The organism is Permianibacter fluminis, assembly GCF_013179735.1.
GTDB lineage: Bacteria > Pseudomonadota > Gammaproteobacteria > Enterobacterales > Permianibacteraceae > Permianibacter > Permianibacter fluminis.
The window spans coordinates 2,981,502-2,996,695 of the sequence record NZ_JABMEG010000001.1 but is presented as its reverse complement, the minus strand read 5'-3'; the positions used below and the strand labels follow the sequence as shown (position 1 = coordinate 2,996,695).

General features: G+C 61.8%; 11 protein-coding genes. 3 read left to right on the top strand and 8 right to left on the bottom strand.

The window, feature by feature from the left end:
- Positions 1 to 37 precede the first annotated feature (37 nt).
- The 7 genes from HPT27_RS12960 to HPT27_RS12930 all read right to left on the bottom strand — a co-directional run bounded on the left by HPT27_RS12960 (position 38) and on the right by HPT27_RS12930 (position 11,207).
- On the bottom strand, positions 38 to 361 hold the full coding sequence (locus HPT27_RS12960; RefSeq protein ID WP_172244115.1) for a P-II family nitrogen regulator: 324 nt from the start codon (positions 359 to 361) through the stop codon (positions 38 to 40).
- Positions 358 to 3,489 carry an efflux RND transporter permease subunit gene (locus HPT27_RS12955; RefSeq protein ID WP_172244112.1) on the bottom strand — a complete coding sequence of 1,044 codons (3,132 nt, stop codon included), beginning with the start codon at positions 3,487 to 3,489 and terminating at the stop codon, positions 358 to 360. Before HPT27_RS12955 ends, HPT27_RS12960 begins: the two co-directional genes overlap by 4 nt.
- Positions 3,490 to 3,570: 81 nt before the next feature.
- Positions 3,571 to 4,782, bottom strand: a complete 1,212-nt coding sequence (locus HPT27_RS12950; protein ID WP_211197956.1) for an efflux RND transporter periplasmic adaptor subunit — start codon at positions 4,780 to 4,782, stop codon at positions 3,571 to 3,573.
- A gap of 27 nt (positions 4,783 to 4,809) precedes the next feature.
- Positions 4,810 to 6,156: a TolC family protein gene (locus HPT27_RS12945; protein ID WP_172244109.1), complete on the bottom strand. Its 1,347-nt coding sequence runs from the start codon at positions 6,154 to 6,156 to the stop codon at positions 4,810 to 4,812.
- Between the two features lie 104 nt (positions 6,157 to 6,260).
- Positions 6,261 to 6,764 carry a hypothetical protein gene (locus tag HPT27_RS12940; protein WP_172244106.1) on the bottom strand — a complete coding sequence of 168 codons (504 nt, stop codon included), beginning with the start codon at positions 6,762 to 6,764 and terminating at the stop codon, positions 6,261 to 6,263.
- Between the two features lie 177 nt (positions 6,765 to 6,941).
- Complete coding sequence (locus HPT27_RS12935; RefSeq protein ID WP_172244103.1) at positions 6,942 to 9,167, bottom strand: heavy metal translocating P-type ATPase; 2,226 nt, start codon at positions 9,165 to 9,167, stop codon at positions 6,942 to 6,944.
- A 9-nt stretch (positions 9,168 to 9,176) separates the two neighbouring features.
- Positions 9,177 to 11,207 (bottom strand): FTR1 family protein, encoded by a 2,031-nt coding sequence (locus HPT27_RS12930; RefSeq protein WP_211197955.1) that lies wholly within the window; start codon positions 11,205 to 11,207, stop codon positions 9,177 to 9,179.
- Positions 11,208 to 11,229: 22 nt separating this feature from the next.
- Between HPT27_RS12930 and HPT27_RS12925 the strand changes: the two genes are divergently transcribed.
- Positions 11,230 to 11,646, top strand: a complete 417-nt coding sequence (locus HPT27_RS12925) for a MerR family transcriptional regulator (RefSeq protein ID WP_172244099.1) — start codon at positions 11,230 to 11,232, stop codon at positions 11,644 to 11,646.
- A gap of 285 nt (positions 11,647 to 11,931) precedes the next feature.
- Here the strand turns inward: HPT27_RS12925 and HPT27_RS12920 are convergent, their stop codons facing one another.
- The gene (locus HPT27_RS12920) at positions 11,932 to 12,732 is read right to left on the bottom strand and encodes a DNA-binding protein (protein WP_172244096.1); all 801 of its coding nucleotides are present in this window, start codon (positions 12,730 to 12,732) and stop codon (positions 11,932 to 11,934) included.
- Between the two features lie 275 nt (positions 12,733 to 13,007).
- Here HPT27_RS12920 and HPT27_RS19715 point away from each other — a divergent pair, with 275 nt between their 5' ends.
- Positions 13,008 to 13,436, top strand: a complete 429-nt coding sequence (locus tag HPT27_RS19715; protein WP_172244093.1) for an antitoxin Xre/MbcA/ParS toxin-binding domain-containing protein — start codon at positions 13,008 to 13,010, stop codon at positions 13,434 to 13,436.
- Positions 13,437 to 13,725: 289 nt separating this feature from the next.
- Positions 13,726 to 14,784, top strand: coding sequence for a tyrosine-type recombinase/integrase (locus tag HPT27_RS12910; protein WP_211197954.1), 1,059 nt, complete (start codon positions 13,726 to 13,728; stop codon positions 14,782 to 14,784).
- The last annotated feature ends 410 nt before the right edge of the window (positions 14,785 to 15,194 follow it).

Genomic DNA, 15,194 nt, shown 5'->3' with positions numbered 1-15,194 from the left:
GCCGCATCGGTACGGCGTTGGACAAAAGCTTTCGGCACTACGACGCGGCACCGTCAATCAGCTGGTAGGACTCCACGGGCATGACGTACACCAGACCGGCGATGGCCTGACCGGTGCGGCCGTGTTGACGTATAAGCGTCACCGCACTGGCGGCCTGGTCGTCCTCGCAGATCAATTCCAGCTTGACTTCGTCAGTGACTTTTTCGCCAAGCTCGATCGAGTAATGCTCTTCGACCGCGCTGATCGCATTGAGTAGACCCTGGACATCAATCACGGTCAGGTAACGGAAGCCCGCCGCTTCCAACGTGTGCACGATGTCGGAGACGCGGCCACGGTGAACAAAGGCAGTAACGACTTTCATGATGCGGACTCCTCAACGGAAATGTTTTCATCGGTAACTGGAACACGACGGGTTTCCAACCATTCGTAGAGCACCGGCAGCAGCACCAGCGTCAAAAAGGTGGAGGTGATCAAGCCGCCGACGACCACGGTCGCGAGCGGTCGCTGGGTTTCGGCGCCAACACCAGACGACAACAGCATTGGCACCAAACCCAGAATCGCGACGCTGGCGGTCATCAGCACCGGTCGCAATCGCAGCAAGGTGCCCTGCAATACCGCTTCGCGCACCGACAAGCCACGTCCGCGCAGTTCATTCAAGAAGCTGACCAGTACGATACCGTTCAACATGGCGACGCCGAATACCGCGATGAAACCGATGGCCGATGGCACCGACAGGTACTGGCCGGTGATCGCCAGGCCGATCAAACCGCCGATGGTGGCGAACGGCACGTTGGCGATGATGAGGCTGGCATAGCGGACCGAATTGAACGCCGTGTACAACAACACGAAGATGAAAAAGATGGTGATCGGCACGATGATCGCGAGCCGCGCCAACGCCCTCTGCTGGTTCTCGAATGCGCCGCCCCATTCGATCCAGTAGCCGGCGGGGAGATCCACCGCTTGCTTGATCGCAGCATTGGCTTCCGTGACAAAGCCGTCGATATCGCGGCCACGCACATCCATCTGGATCACGGCATAACGCTGCAACTGCTCGCGACGAACGAACGAGTAGCCTTCGGCGATATCAACCTCAGCCACCTGTGTCAACGGCACGATGACCCCACCCGGCGCCGACAGTGGCAACTGTCGGATCGCTTCCAGCGAAGACTTGTTCGACTCCTCCAGACGCACGGCGATATCGAACCGTTTGACGCCATCGAGCAGGGTCGTCACCGGCTCACCGCCGATGCCGTTCTTGACGATGGTCAGCACATCTTCGGCGTTGAGACCATACCGGGCAACGGCCTCACGGTTCACCTGGATCCGGATCTGTGGCTTGCCGAGGTTGGCTTCCAGTGACAGATCGGCGACGCCGGGCACTTTCGCCAACACGTCCTTGAGTTTGGCGCTCAGGCTGTCGAGCTCGGTGAGCTTTTCGCCGTACAGTTTCAGCGCCAGCGTGGCCCGCACGCCGGAGATCAGTTCCTCGACCCGCATCTGAATCGGCTGGGTGAAGCCGGCGACCGAGTTGGGCGCCACCTCTTCCAGCAACTCCGCCATCGCTTCCTGCAACTCACCGATGTCGCGGCCACTGGTCCATTCGTCATGCGGGCGTAGCGCGGTGTAGATCTCCATGTAGTTGACGTCGGCGGTTTCGCCTTTTTCGGCCCGGCCGATCATCGCCAGCGTGGACTCGACTTCCGGGAACTGCTTGAACGCTTCTTCAATGCGTTCGGACAGGCGGATCGATTCATCCAGCGAGGTCGACGGGATCGAGGTGACCCGCCACATGATCGAACCTTCCGCCAACTGCGGCATGAACTCCTTGCCGAGGAAAGGAAACAGCGCGAGGCTGCCGATCAACGCAGCGACGGAGGCGGTCACCACCGTTTTCTTGCGCGCCAGCGCCCAGCGGATCAACGGCCGGTAACCGGCTTTCAACCAGCCCACCAACCGAGTGTCACGCTCTTCCTTGGCACGCAGGATGATGGCCGCCAGCACCGGGATCAGCGTCAGCGTCAACAACAAGGAGCCGGCCATCGCAAAGCTGATGTTGAGCGCCATCGGTTTGAACAGCTTGCCTTCCAAGCCCTGCAGACTGAACAGCGGCAGGAACACCACGATGATGATCAGGATCGCAAACGAGATCGGGTTGGCCACTTCCCGCGCGGCGGCCAGCACAGCCGAAGTGCGGTCGACTTTTTCGCCGTGCGCCTGGCGTTCGGCCATGATCCGAAACGCGTTCTCCACCATCACCACCGCGCCATCAACCATCATGCCGATGCCGATCGCCAATCCGGCCAGCGACATCAGGTTGGCCGACAAATTGGCTTCGCCCATGCAGATAAACGCGATCAGCATGGCCATCGGCAACGCAACAATCACGACGATGGCTGAACGCAACTCACCGAGAAACAGGAACAGGACAATCGCAACCAGAATCGAACCTTCGATCAAAGCGCGCACTGCAGTGTTGACGGCTTTGTCGACCAAGTCGGTGCGATCGTAGATCGGCTTCAGGACCACGCCATCCGGTAGCGCGTCCGCGACGATCGCCAGTTTGCCTTTAACGGCTTCGACCACGCCTTTGGCGTTTTCACCAATACGCGCTAACGCCATACCGAGCACGACTTCTTTGCCATCGCGGGTGACGGCGCCAAAGCGCGTGGCCGGTGCTTCGATAATTTCGGCAACGTCGCGCACATAAACGGGCGTGCCGTCGTCGGTTTTCAGCACGATGCGGCCGATGTCATCGGCATTGGCCACAAGGCCGAGACCGCGCACCAGATATTGTTCCTGACCGAGGTCGACATACTGGCCGCCAACTTGACCGTTATTGACCTGCAGAGCGGTCATCACCTCGGTGAAGCTGACGTTATGCTTGATCAGTTTCAGCGGATCGATCTGCACCTGGAATTGCCGTTCGCCACCGCCCCAGGACATGACGTCATCGACGCCCGGGGCAGTGCGCAGCATCAGGCGCACATTCCAGTCCTGGAGCGTGCGCAGATCCATGTCGGTAATGTTGGCGTTCAGTTTTTCGTCGGCACGTTCCAGCGTGTACCAGAGCACTTGACCGAGACCCGAGGCATTCGGCCCCATCTCGGGTCGGCCGTAACCCTCCGGAATGCGATCACCGACTTCTTGCAGGCGTTCGTTGACCAGCTGGCGGGCGAAATAGATATCCAGGCTGTCATCGAAATAGACCGCGACATAGGACAGCCCGAACAGACTGACTGAACGGATCTCCTGCACCTTCGGTAAGCCCGCCAGCGCCGATTCGATCGGAAAGGTCAGCAGTTGCTCGACATCTTCCGCAGCAAGTCCCGGTGATTCGGTGTAGATATTGACCTGAACCGGCGTGACGTCGGGGAAGGCGTCAATCGGCACCGTGTTGACCGCGCGCAGCCCGAGAAACGCAACGACCGCAAACGCGATCAGCACCAGAAACTTGTAACGTAACGCGAGTTCGACCAGAGGGTTCAGCATGACCGGCCACCTCGCGCGGTGAGTGCCATCGACAGCGGGTGAGCCAGCGCCATGGTTGCCGCCTTTGCGCTGAGAACGGACTTAGTCTGCATCGCCTTCTCCCATCTGCGATTTCAGCTGCCGCGCTTTCAGCGCATAGGCACCCTTGACCACGACCACATCGCCCGCTTTGACACCGTTTTCAAGGATCACGCGGTCGCCGCGGCCGGCACCGGTTTTGACCGGCACGGCGTCGAAATCACCGGGGCCGTTGGCCTTGAACAGCACCATCTGGCCGCCAAGTTGCACCAGTGCCTCTTTCGGCACGGCCAGTTGTTCACTGCTGCCTTGCGTGGCGATCCAGACTTCGGCGAACTCGCCCGGATGCAGCTGGTCCTTGTCGTTACGCACTTCGATGCGCACCGGCATCGTGCGGGTGCCTTCTTCGGCCCGATGCGACAGCTGAATGACTTTGCCGAGCAGCTCGATCTTGTCGTGCGCGACCACGCGGACGCTGGCGCCCACGGCGATCCGCTCGGCGCTGGACGGCGGCAGCTGCGCGACAATCCAGACCTGCGCTTCGTTGACCAGGGTGAACAACGTGCGTCCTGGTTCGGCACGCTCACCGATCAGAAAATCGTCGGAAGTCAGCCGGCCAGCATGTGGCGCCAGCAGGGTCAGCTCGCCGTTGGCATGGCCGGATTTGCCGGCCAGCAAGGCATCGATGGCGTTTTCATGCATGCCAAACGCGCGCCCTTTCGCCAGTGCCTGATCGCGCGCCACTTGCGCTTCGAGATAGCGGCGGCCGGAGACCGCTTCGCTGCCGAGCGCTTTGACCCGCTGCCATTCCCGATCGGCCACCAGCAGCGCGCCTTGTGCTTCTGCGAGTTCAATGCTGGTCAGCGTCACCAGCGGTTGGCCGGCTTTGACAGCGTCGCCCAGTTTGGCGTGGCGTTTCTGCACCAGGGCCGGTATGCGCGGGCTGATGAGAGTGGTGGCGTAGGCATTGGATTTGACTTCGCCCGGGGCGCGGATCTCGTCACTCAGGCGTTCGGCACGCAGCGTTTCGGTGACGATGCCGAGTTGCTTGATTTCAGCCGTGGTCAGCGCTTTTCCTTCGTCATGCGCAGCTTCTTCGTGCTGGCCTTCTTTGTGGTCGTCATCGTGTTCGGCGGCAAAACTTGTCGGCGCCACCAGGGTCATCAACGCGAACAAGGCCAGTGCGGCGAGCGTGGATGGCTCGCTGCGCAGGGGGTTGCGAACATGGGTGCGAACGTAAGTGCAAATGTCGTTCAGTCGTATGGCTTTGTTCATGTGGTCTTCCATCAGTTCGATTTCAGTTCAGCGAGCGGGGCGACGGTCATCAGCCGATGCGGTGCCGGGCGTATCGTTTTCGGGCAGACCGGCCCAACCGAGGAATTCACCGGCGGTTTGCAACCAATCCAGCCAGGCTTGCCACACCTGCGCATTCAGTTGGCGGCCTCGGGCGCTGGTGTCGAGCGTTTGATTGAGTTGCACCAAGTAGTCGGCACTGGACAACTCGCCGGCTTCCCACATCCGCTGCAGCAAGTCGGCGCGCGCCGTGACCCGGCTGGCGGGACTTTGTTGCCAGCGTTGCCAGGCGGTCAGCAGCGCGTTGTAGCGGACGGTGGCCTGATACGCTTCGGCACGCAGGCGGCGACGCATTTCGTCCAGCAGTGCATTTGCTTGCTCGGCATCGGCCTGCGCGGCAGTGACCTCAGCCCGATAGCTGTTGAAAATCGGCAGCGGAATGCTGACGTTGACGCCAACGATATTGTCGCGCAGGCCATCGGCCTCGACGGTTCCGGAGGTCAATGACAGCACCGGATCCGGACGTCGTTCGCGCTCGGCCACGCGAATGCGCGCAGTCGCCGCCTGCGCACTCTGATTGGCTTGGCGCAGCAACACGTGTTGGGCCAGTTTGCCGTCATCAACTTGCACGGTTGCGGTGGACGGCAGCGTTGCCATCAGTGTCGGCAACGCCACGGTATCGCTGCCGAGTGCGCGCAGCGATTGCTCGGCACGCGCTTGCTCGGCTTCGAGTTCGGCGAGCTGAGCGAGTGCGTCCTGCAAGGCGAGCTCAGCCAGATCGCGTTCGATCTGATTGATGTCGCCGGCCCGCAAACGCCGACCCGCCAGCTCGGCAAAGCGGGTCATCAGTTCGACCCGTTCATGACCGAGGCTGGTTTGTTCCTGCGCGGCCTGGTATGCCACGACCTCGCGCAACCAGTCGGCAGCCACTTGCTGCAAAGCCGCCTGCCACTCGGCCAACGTCGAATCATATTCGGCTTGTGCGACACGCTCGCGCGCCGCCACCTTGCCGGACCAATCGATCGCCATCGCCACGCCGATTTCGCGGCGCTCCTCCAAACCGCTTTCGCTATCGAGGCTCAGTTCCGGGTTGTAAAGCGATTGCCCCGCGGCATCGACGCGGGCCGCCGCAGCAGCGAGTTTGGCGCGTGCGGCGCGCACGGCCGGGTTGTTGGCCCAGAGTTGCTGTAACGCCGGCCGCAGTTCCTCTGGGAGTTGTCCCGCCGGTAAATGTGCGCTCGGCAGCAAGGTGTCGATATTGTGTCCGTCATCGGCTTCGGCGGCCTTCACGGCCGGCGCATTCAAAGCGAATGCGAACACGAGCAGCGGCAATGCCGCGCCAACAGAAAACTGCATGATGTTATCCTTCAAAAAAATCGGGCCTGACCGATACGCAAAAAAAACACGGTCGAGCGTCGGCTCACGCGAGGTAAGCGTTTCGAACGAAGGGAAGGACGAACTTAAATGAGCAGACGAACGGTGCGGGCAAACTCTGCCGACGCGCGCCGTTGTACCGGTTCCGAGGTGAGCCGTGAAGCGAGATGACGCGTACAGGCGAATGTTGTTGCGACTGGTGTCGGTAGCGCGACCGGCGTGACGTTGTTGAGCTTGCTGTCTTTGCCTGTTGTGGCTTGCTCGCTGTCGTCGTCACAATACGTCACGACATGGTCGCCGTGACCATGCGAGGCCGCGTCGGTGTCGTCAAGCGGATCCGCGTTGTCCGCCACGGCAGGTTCGTGCGCATCGCGATGACCGACGTGATGCACCACCAGTTGGCGGGCTTGTTCCGTCGCCATCAACACCGTGTCGGCCGGTTCAGAGGCCGTCACGCTGTGCAGCGTGGCGAGCCGATCCAGCCCGGTGGCGCACCACAGGTAGGTCAGCAACGCGAAAAGCAAGTAAGGACGATAGCGGCGCATGGCCAAGCCAGCAGACTCGGTGATGAATGAAGACAGGCTGGTCATGCTAGGGAGTCGGCTGCAATGGCGTCAAGCATGACGGGGGCTTTTGGCGATGGCCGAACGACAGGTGGTCGAGCCGTGATCACGAACAATCCGACGAAACCGGTTCCCCTTTCATTGGCGATTTTTTCCGACTGACAACGCCGCCCGTTCATCGCGAATCGCACCTGCCGCTGGTTATCACGCGCGCGAAGTCCACGCCACATTGCGCAGTAGCCGCAACCCGTTGAACACGACCAGCAGGCTGGCGCCCATGTCGGCGAACACCGCCATCCACATGGTCGCTTGTCCGGTGAAGGTGAGCACCAGAAACAGCGCCTTGATGCCGAGCGCCAATGCGATGTTCTGCCACAATACCCGGGCAGTCGCGTGGGACAGGCGCACGAATGCGGGGATCTTGCGCAGATCATCATCCATCAGCGCGACGTCGGCGGTCTCGATGGCAGTATCGGTGCCGGCCGCGCCCATCGCGAAGCCGATGTCGGCCCGTGCCAGCGCCGGGGCATCGTTGATGCCATCCCCGACCATGCCGACCGAACCGGTCAACGCCAGTTGCTCGACCTCACGCAGCTTGTCTTCCGGCAACAGATTGCCTTGGGCGCGATCGATGCCCACCTGTGCGGCGATGGCCTGTGCCGTATGCGGGTTGTCGCCGGTCAGCATCAGGGTCTTGACGCCCAGGAAGTGCAGATCGGCGATCGCGCGCCGGCTGCTGTCCTTGACCGTATCCGCCACCGCGAACAGCGCGTGCACGCGGCCGTCGGCGATCAGCATCACCACGGTTTTACCCTCGGCCTCCAGCAGCGAAAGCTGGCGCTCCAGCTCCGGCGAGCAAACGCCCAGGTCCTCCACCAGCCGGTGATTGCCCAACTGGCAGATCAGCGCTCCGATCCGGCCGCTAACGCCACGACCGGGTACCGCGGCGAACTCGCTGACGACGTGCAAGCCGACACCATCGACCTGTGCCGCGCGCGCGACCGCCTTCGACACCGGATGATCGGAGCGGGCGGCCAGGCTGGCCGCCCATTCACGGGCCGCGATCGGATCGGCGCCATTCCAGGCCAGGAAATCCGTTTGCACCGGTTTGCCATGGGTGAGGGTGCCGGTCTTGTCGAGCGCCAGCCATTGCAGTTTGCGCCCTTGTTCCAGGTAGGCCCCGCCCTTGATCAGGATGCCGTGGCGGGCGGCGGCGGCCAGGCCACTGACAATGCTCACCGGCGTGGAGATGACCAGCGCACAGGGACAGGCGATGACCAGCAGCACCAAGGCCTTGTAGATCCAGTCGAGCCACAACCCACCGGCCACCAGCGGTGGCACGATGGCAACGGCGAGCGCGATGGCGAAAACGGCCGGGGTGTACCAGCGGGCGAACTGATCGACGAAACGCTGGGTCGGGGCGCGGCTGCCTTGCGCGCTCTCCACGGCGTGAATGATGCGGGCCAGCGTGGAATGGCTGGCCGCAGCGGTCACGCCGAACTCGAACGAACCGGACTCGTTGATGGTGCCGGCAAAGACCAGATCGCCCGGGGCTTTCTCGACCGGCAAGCTCTCGCCCGTGATGGGCGCCTGATTGATCGTGGAGCGCCCCTCCAGCACCTGGCCGTCGAGCGCCAGCCGTTCGCCCGGCTTGACCCGCACGCGGCTGCCGACGGCCACCCGTCTGGCATCGACCTCACACCAGGTGCCGTCGGCTTGCTGCACCGTGGCACGTTCCGGTGCGAGCTCCATCAGCCCGCGGATGGCATTGCGGGCACGGTCCAGCGACTTCGCCTCGATCACTTCGGCCAGCGCGAACAGCGCCATCACCATCGCCGCTTCCGGCCAGTGTCCGATGGCCATGGCGCCAGTAACCGCGATCGACATCAGTGCGTTCATGTTGAGGTTGCGGTTTCGAAGCGCGATCCAGCCCTTCTTGTAGGTGGACAAGCCGCCCGTCAGCACCGCGGCCAGCGACAGCACGACCACCGACCAATGATTGCCGTTATTGAGCCAGTAGATCGTTTCCGCGGCCAATGCGGCCAGGGCCGACAACGCCAGCGGCCACCAAGGCACGTTGGTGGGCGTAGCCTCGGCCACTGGCGCTGCACTCGCGGACGTTTGATCAGTCGGGGTGTCGTCTTCGCGCACTGCCCGCATGCCGATGGCGGACAGTGCCTGCTCCACCGGAGTCAGTGAAGGCAACGTGTGCGACACCGTCAGCCGTCGCTGCACCAGATTGAACGTCAGCCCCACCACGCCCGGCAGCACCGCCAGTTTGCTGCGAATCAGCGCCTCCTCGGTCGGGCAATCCATGTTCTCGATGTGGTAGCTCGCTTGTCCTGCAGACGCTGTGGCATCGGAAGGCGTGTCGGACTTCGCCACCGGAGGCGTCGAACAACTGCACGACGTCGAATCTTTCTGGCGCATGAGTTCTCCTTAAACTTTGGTCTCTGTTACCGGAGCACGCGCGGTTCGCGTGTTGACCAGGAAACCGATCACCGCCGCGATCGCCACGGCCAGCTGTGCCAGCACCGATTGCCAGGACGGATAGATGCCGAGCCATTCAATGCGCGGCACCGCGATGAGCGCCTGCGCCACCCAGCCCGCTTCCTGCAGCGCGGCCACGCCCTTGCCGACCAGGATCACCGCCAGCACGGCGATCAGTATCGAACTGACCGAGAAGAACCGGCCGATCGGTAGGCGCTTGCTCAGCCGCAGCATCCAGTACGCTACCGCGACCAGCACCGCACTGCCGGCGGCCAGGCCGGCGACGATGGCGCCGGACGCCGGTTCGCTCCACATCGCGATATAAAACAGGATCGTCTCGAACACTTCGCGGTACACCGCGACGAAGGCCAGCACGAACAGGAAGACCGCCGAGCGCCGAGTCAACGCCGCCGACAGCTTGGCGTGCAGGTACTGTTGCCAGCGGCCAGCCAGGCTTTTCTGATGCATCCAGATGCCGACACTGAGCAGAACGGCGGCGGCGAACAGGGCCGACACGCCTTCGGTCACCTCGCGGTTGGCGCCGCTGATGTCGACCAGGTAGGTGGCCGCCGCCCAAGTCGCCGCGCCGGCCAGCAGGGCTCCGAGCCAGCCGGCATGGACGTAAGGCAGCACCTCGCGACGTTCGGCCTTGCGCAGGAAGGCGATCATGCCGATCACGATCAGCAACGCTTCTATCCCTTCGCGAACCAGAATGGTGAAGCTGCCGAGGAACGCCGTTGTCGTATCCATGTGCGAGTCCTGCAATACCGCCTCGGCACGGTCAAACAGCGCATTGATCTGGGCGAGTTGCGCGGCGATTTCTGCCGGCGCCGCGTGGCCGCTCAGTTGCGCGCGATAGCGAGCCATGGCGGCTTCGATCTCGCGCAGCAACGCCGCATTGTGCGTGGCCAGCATCGGTTCGACGGGTTCTACGCCGTCCAGGTAGGCAGACAGTGCCAGCGTCGTGGCTTGGGCCACGTCACCGGCGGCAAAGGCGCGCTCGCTGCCAGCCAATTGCTGGCGGGCCAGAGCAAGCGTGCCGGTGCCGGCAACCGATTCGGTGACCGCCTGCGGCTTCGAGCGCAGATAGGCGACGATGGCGCGGGCTTGCGCTGCTGGCCAAGTCGCCGCGAGGTCGGCTTCACGCGTGCGAGTCAACGTCTCCAACGATGGGATGCGCCCGCGTACTTCCGCGTTCTCGCGCCACAACCCCTCGCCGTCGGCACGGGCTTGTGGCGAATACGCCAGGCTGCCGACATAGAACGCCAGCGCCCACCGTTCCGCCTCGGGCAAACCGGCAAAGCTGGCCATGCTGGTGCCAGGCACGCCCTGGGAGATCACTTCATACAGGGCCAGCGGTGTGCGCTGGGCTGCGCGTTCGGCGTTGGTGAAAGCGATCGGCGGCGGCTCCAGACTGGCGGCGGCCGGACCGTCACCGTGTCCTTGCGGGCCGTGGCAGGCCGCGCATTGCTGGGCGTAGAGCGCCGCCGCCCGGGCCGGCTCCGGTGGCGAGGTCGGCACCGCCGCAATCGGGAAGCTGGCCAGCAGCGTATCGGCCAGTCCACGTGCCAGCGCAGCCACTTGGTCAGGCTCAGTCTTGGCCGCCACTGCCGCGATTAGCTGGTCGGCCTGGGCCAGCAGTTCCGGTTGTTTGGGGCTGGCAGGCAAGGACGCCAACTGCGTACGCACCGTGCCGGCAAATTCCTGCATTTCGGCATACTCGCCGGGCGCAATGATGCGACCACCCTGGACGGCGCCGGCATAGTCCACGGCGATGTAATCGAGCATCTGCCAAGTCTGGCGCGGGTCTGCCTGGGCTGACGCGGCGGCATGGACGGGCGGCTGCAGGGCCCACCCAAGCAAAAATAGGGCGAAGAGGCCGAGCCGGATTGGGATGTTTGGAAAAGACATGGGCATTGACTCTGCGGACGAGTACCGAGCTGGTACCGGCAATCCCCTCAGGGTAAAGTCCGTAGCCACTACAGAGTCAAGCGGAATGCGAATGAAAATCAGTGAAGCCGCCGCTGCCAGCGGATGCCATGTCGAAACGATCCGCTATTACGAGAGCGTTGGTCTGGTGCCAAAGCCGATGCGTACAGGAAGCGGCTACCGCGCCTATGCGCCGGCCGACGTGGATCGCTTGCGCTTCATCAGTCGCGGGCGCGAACTGGGTTTTAGTCTGGAAGAAATCCGCAGCCTGCTACGCCTGAACGACGATCCGAAGCTGTCGTGCGGCGATGTCGATGCGTTGGCCCGTACGCATTTGACCGACATCCATCAACGGATCGAGGAACTGACCCGCATGGCCGGCGAGCTCGAGCGCGTGATCTCCCAGTGCGCCGGTGGCGAGCGAGGAACGTGCAGCATCTTGGGTGCACTGCGGCGAAGAGGCAACGATACACCGGAATGCCGTCGATAACGCTGATTCTCCGCCGTTCACAAGAAAGGCACCCGAACGTGTGCGAGGAAATAGATACCCGTCGCTGGAAATTTCATAAATTCAATGAGTTAAGGCCTTAATGGCGAAATTGACGCGAATCCCGGCCCACCCTCAAGTGCAGTAATGCCAATGGTATTTGACGACGCCGTAGCGAATCAGTTGCACCGCAGCGCGAATCAGCACCGTACGCACGCTCAAAGTTGGCCCTCTCTCTGCATAACACGCTGGCAAAGATCACGGTTCGCCAGAGAGAGTACGTTACGGCTAACGACTACGTCGTGTTCGGGCTGGCTTGGAGGATGACCGCTTGGTGTTCACCGCGTCGCTTTCCGGCACCGTCACGCGCTGCCGTTTCGACGTGCTTTTCGGTGCTTGCGCGGCTACCGTGCGTTGTTTTTCCAGCAAAGCACAACGCTCGGCCAGCTCCCGCAGCTGCTGTCTCGTGGCATCCAACTGCTGCAGCCAGCGCGCCAGTTCGCTATCGTGTCGCGCCCGCTCGCTGGCCAGCTGTGCGGCCGAGGTTTTGGTGTGCTCAGTCAGCGAAAGCTCAGCCTGTTGTAGCTTAGTAGCGAGCGCCCTACTTTCCTGTTGGGATTGTTGGGCCGTCTGATTGAGTTGCAGGTTTTCCACTTGGCTGCGGCCAAGTGCTTCCGTTACCGCCGTCAACTCCTGTGACAACTGCCGCTCGCGGTGCTGCAAGCTGGCGAGTTGCTCCGTCAACACCTGCAATTGCCCCTCCCGGACGTGATCGCGTTCACGCAGAGTCTGTCGCTCTTGCTCAAGCCGATTTCGCTCGTCGGCCAATTGTGCAGCGGCCTCTTCGCCAGCGCGACGCCAAAACGCTTCAATGAGTGGCAACAAGCTTGTTGGCAAGTCGGCCAAATCGAATGACGGCGACAGGGTCGCCAGCTCGTGTCGCCATTGCTGCAGGTGCTTTAGCAGTGTGGTGCGGCTTCCTCGCCCCAGCACTTCCCGCACCCGATCAACGGTCACCGTTTGCCGCTGCGCATGCAATTGCCGCGCAACCACCACAAACTCCTCGAACGTTACCCCGATCCGTCCCATCCCGGTCCCCACAACGGCCGCCTCGCTTTTGCATACTTTATCATGTTATGTATTCCGTAATATAAAGCATCATATTGGATATAAATTCATGATTACGGCACTTATCATGAATTTGTTAGAATTACGCTCTTAGCGCCCGTAGATGGGGTTTGGGATGGCGAGAGGCATCGAAGGGATGGCGCCAGTCAGCACCTGTCTGGAAGCACCGCAGCACTCTTCGCCATGGCAGGCAGACAGGTGCATTTGAGCTATGCGCTTGGAGACCCGGAGGCCGTATGAAGAAACCAGTTAAGACGGACGCAATTCGCCAGCTAGTTAAGGGAACTGCATGGGAGTGCCTAGCCTATGAAGCCTATGGCGACTCCATTCACTTGCTACGCGATGGCCTCCCCGTAGACGTCATTAGGTTCCTGGCTCAGCTCCTGGGGCTGGACCCCACTACGTTCAGCCGAACAATCGGTGTCCGGTGCCTAAAACCTAGAAATAAGAAGTTGCCCCGTCCGGACGGTGACAAAATCTATCGGACCATTCGCGCTCTGATGGCCGCTTCGCAGACATTTGACTTCAATAATGCACGCGTGTGGCTCTGCCGCCCCATCCGGTCATTGGGCGGGTTGGCGCCATTAACCTTTATGGATACCGAGGCCGGGTTTGAATTGGTTATTCAGACGCTCGGTCGAATTGACCATGGGGTGGTTGCGTAAGCACGGCAACGACCATCTACGCCCTACGGCGCCAAGCCAGAGCCAATCCAGCTCCAGCCTGGCCCGCATACACGATCTGCATGCTCTCCAATCGCGTGTTCAGATTGGACTGCGGCAATTTATGCAAGAAACTATGCGACATGTTATGCCAGAAACCATAAAACCACTGACGTTGATAGCTGCATCCCCGGTTCCGTTCGAGGCATTGTCCGCACCGGGGCCAGGGCTGGATGGCTCGCAAGGGGGTAACCGCGGCCGCGGCCATTGCCAACTGGCGGCGGTGGACGATGTGGCAGCGGTGCAAGCCTGGCTGAGTGAGTTCGTCGACTCGCCGCAAACCTGGCGCAGTTACCGGAAGGAGGCCGAACGCTTGCTGCTGTGGTGTTGGCTGGTTGCCGGCAAGGCGCTGTCGGATTTGCAACGCGAGGATTTGCAGCGCTACCAGCAGTTCCTGAAGCAGCCGCGGCCGGCGTCGCGCTGGTGTGGCCCGCGCGCCAGCCGGGATTCGTCACAGTGGCGGCCGTTTCAGGGCCCGTTAAGCCCAGCCAGCCAAGCCCAGGCGCTGATCATCATCAATAGCCTGTTCACGTATCTGGTGACGGCGGGCTATCTGGCCGGAAATCCGATGGGATTGGTGCGCCGCAAACTGAAAACGGCGGCCCGCAGCAACAGCGAGGCAACCTCCCGCTATCTTGACCAGGCATTGTGGCAGCGGGTCTGGCAGCACATCGAGCAGCTGCCACAGGAAACCAGTTCAAACCGCGATCGGGCGGAGCGGCTCCGCTACCTTTTTACACTGCTCTACAGCTTGGGTCCCCGCGTCAGCGAGCTCGCCAGCCACCCAATGGGCAGTGTGCAATGCGTGCGGGGACGTTGGTGGTGGTTCGTCACCGGCAAAGGCGGCAAAGCAGCCAAAGTTCCGGTGACACCAAGCTGCCTCGCTGCCCTGCAGCGCTACCGCACCTACTTGGGTTGGCCAGCATTACCTACTGCCGATGATATGAGGCCCTTGGTGCCAAGCCAGAAAGGTTCGCGCGGCATTTCGGCCAACATGATTTACCGCTTGGTCAAAACCCTGTTTGCCGAGGTTGCCGACTCATTGCAGCCTGACGCGCCCGATCTTGCCAACACCCTTCGTCGGGCATCGACCCACTGGATGCGGCATACCGCCATCACGCATCTGGCCGACCGTCAGATCGATATCCGGTTTCTGAACAAAACCGCACGGCACGAAAAACTGGAGACCACTGCGATCTACCTGCATGCCGAGGACGATGCCTGGCACGACGCCATTTCTGGTGCAGTGCCGCAAGATGCAAGCAACGATTCGAAAGGACCGACACCCTGAAGAGGCGGAAGGCGTGTGAGCAAGCTCTCGCGCAGGAACTTGCAGACCAACAGCTGCTGTCGGCCAGAAGCGGACCGCCAAAGTACGTTATGCAAGCAGCTCTTGATTTTAAAAAGGGGGGCCCCATCATCGGACAACAAGCATTTATCAAGACTCTGCCATGTATGTTCGGGATTATGCAGGACTTGAGCCCGTCCTTGTTTACAGGCGACCAGCTTCTCGCTGGCGAAATGGGCCTTTTATCCATGAGATAATCGGCCTCAGAAACGGCCTTGCCTTCCACAATACGCCTGAACGAGGTGAGCATTTCGATACTATAGAAAATGCGCTTCAGGGCTTGCCGTTTCAAGTAAGACGGATTGATCCTCAGCGCCGGCGTGCAGCCCTTCGGCGGTTGTTACAGGCTTCAC

Coding starts and splice junctions, on each gene's coding strand:
- HPT27_RS12960 (WP_172244115.1), bottom strand. CDS start 361: ATGAAAGTCGTTACTGCCTTTGTTCACCGTGGCCGCGTCTCCGACATC.
- HPT27_RS12935 (WP_172244103.1), bottom strand. CDS start 9,167: ATGCGCCAGAAAGATTCGACGTCGTGCAGTTGTTCGACGCCTCCGGTG.
- HPT27_RS12955 (WP_172244112.1), bottom strand. CDS start 3,489: ATGCTGAACCCTCTGGTCGAACTCGCGTTACGTTACAAGTTTCTGGTG.
- HPT27_RS12950 (WP_211197956.1), bottom strand. CDS start 4,782: ATGAACAAAGCCATACGACTGAACGACATTTGCACTTACGTTCGCACC.
- HPT27_RS12925 (WP_172244099.1), top strand. CDS start 11,230: ATGAAAATCAGTGAAGCCGCCGCTGCCAGCGGATGCCATGTCGAAACG.
- HPT27_RS12940 (WP_172244106.1), bottom strand. CDS start 6,764: ATGACCAGCCTGTCTTCATTCATCACCGAGTCTGCTGGCTTGGCCATG.
- HPT27_RS12920 (WP_172244096.1), bottom strand. CDS start 12,732: ATGGGACGGATCGGGGTAACGTTCGAGGAGTTTGTGGTGGTTGCGCGG.
- HPT27_RS19715 (WP_172244093.1), top strand. CDS start 13,008: ATGAAGAAACCAGTTAAGACGGACGCAATTCGCCAGCTAGTTAAGGGA.
- HPT27_RS12945 (WP_172244109.1), bottom strand. CDS start 6,156: ATGCAGTTTTCTGTTGGCGCGGCATTGCCGCTGCTCGTGTTCGCATTC.